The sequence below is a fragment of the Streptomyces sp. NPDC002130 genome (genome assembly GCF_040296465.1).
GTDB lineage: Bacteria > Actinomycetota > Actinomycetes > Streptomycetales > Streptomycetaceae > Streptomyces.
On record NZ_JBEOXI010000698.1, the window covers coordinates 1 to 1,691 of the forward strand.

A 1,691-nucleotide genomic window follows, 5' to 3' on the forward strand; every position below is an offset into this window, starting at 1 on the left:
CGCTGCCCCGCCCCGCCGACCGGGGGGCGGGGCAGCGGCATGTCCGGGCCCGCGCCGGGTGGAACGGAGCGGCGGGTGGACAAGTCAAATCACGCTTGACGAATCCTATTGACCTACAACCTATTTCAATTGAATCACACTGATCGAAAGGGTTGCATCGTTGATGCTGGACGTCGAAAGAGAACGAGCCCCGCCCGACTCGCGTCGGACGGGGCTCGCCTGGAGGGCAGCAGTTGATCTACTTCGCGCCCAGCCAGGCCTGGTCGAACAGCATGATTCCGGTAGCTGTGGGAACGACACCGTGAACGTTCTTCTGCCAGGCCCAGAACGATGTCAGTCCGCCGATCGGTGCGGACGGAACCGTCTCGTTCCACAGTGTCTGGATCTTGCCGATGACCGCCAGGGTCGACGAGTTGTCCTTGGCCTGTTGAAGATCTGCGATCAGCTGGTCCATCGCGGGGTTCGCGTATCCAGCAGTGTTCGCCATCGAGGTGCTGTTGGTCGTGGAGAACAATCCGAGATCGAGAATCGACTCGTACATTCCGATGCCCGCGTGCGCGAGGTCGAAATCGTGCTTGACGTAGACGTTCTGCACGATGTCGCCGGCATTGTTGGCCAAGATCAAGTTCACATCGAACCCGACGGCCTGCAACAGTGACTGCACGGCGAGACCGATCGCGTGGTCCTTCGGCTCACTGAGAACGACGTAGTCGAGGCTGCCGTCGTACCCGTCTGCCTTCGCCTGATTCAGAAGTTCCTTCGACTTTTCGGGGTCGTAGGCAATACCCGGTGTGTCTACATGCCATTGAGACGTCGGACCGAACAACTCCGAGCCCGGCAGTCCCTCACCGTTTTCCACGCGCTGATCGATCAACGTGGTGTCGAGCGCGTAGCCGATAGCCTGGCGGACGCGAACATCCGAGCCCGGTCGGCCTTCACGGTTGTTGACGATCTCGGCACTACCGGCATTGAGCACGTCGATGTAGCCGGGGTAACCAGCGGACTTGGCGGAATTGATCGCCGACGTGAGGCCACGAATGTACGCGACATCGAGCTGACCGCTGTTCAACGATTCGAGATTGGCCTGCGGACCGTTGAGGGCGACCATTCGCAACTTGTCCAGCTTCGGAGCCCCGCCGTAGTAGGACGGGTTGGCCTTGAAAACTCGCTCGACGCTCGGAGTGAAGAGATCTTCGGTGAAGGGCCCGGCTCCGACAGCGGTGAACTTGTCGCCTTGCTGCGAACTCGGGGCGACGATCATCCCGTGACCGAGAGCGAGCATCGACGGGAAGCGCATCCACGGCGTCTTCAGCTTGAACACGACCGTCGTCGGATCGCTTGCCTGCGCCGATTCCACTGAAGCCAGCCAGAGCTCGGCGCCGTTGCCCTTGCCTGCGTTGTACCGATCGATACTCGCGATCACCGCGTTGGCGTCCAGGGTGGTGCCGTCGCTGAACTTCACACCGTCGCGAAGTTTCAGAGTCCAGGTGGCTCCGTCGTCAGCGGTCGCGAGCGATTCGGCAAGCTTGGGCTCGAATTCTCCGCTGGCAGTGTCGTAGCTCATCAAGACGTCGTAGACAGCTGCGAACGCCTCTCCACCGGAACCGCCGCGGGCGGCAGTCTTGGTCGGGGCTTTGCCGTAGCTCGCGCCGCCGAGGGTGGTGATGCCGTGGTGGCCGGTCAGGGCCACC

General features: G+C 61.9%; 1 protein-coding gene. It reads right to left on the bottom strand.

The genetic code is table 11. The features are described from left to right. Positions 1 to 238: 238 nt before the first annotated feature. Positions 239 to 1,691 (bottom strand): ABC transporter substrate-binding protein (locus ABT116_RS44585; RefSeq protein WP_351646635.1); only part of this gene is annotated, 1,453 nt, incomplete at its 5' end.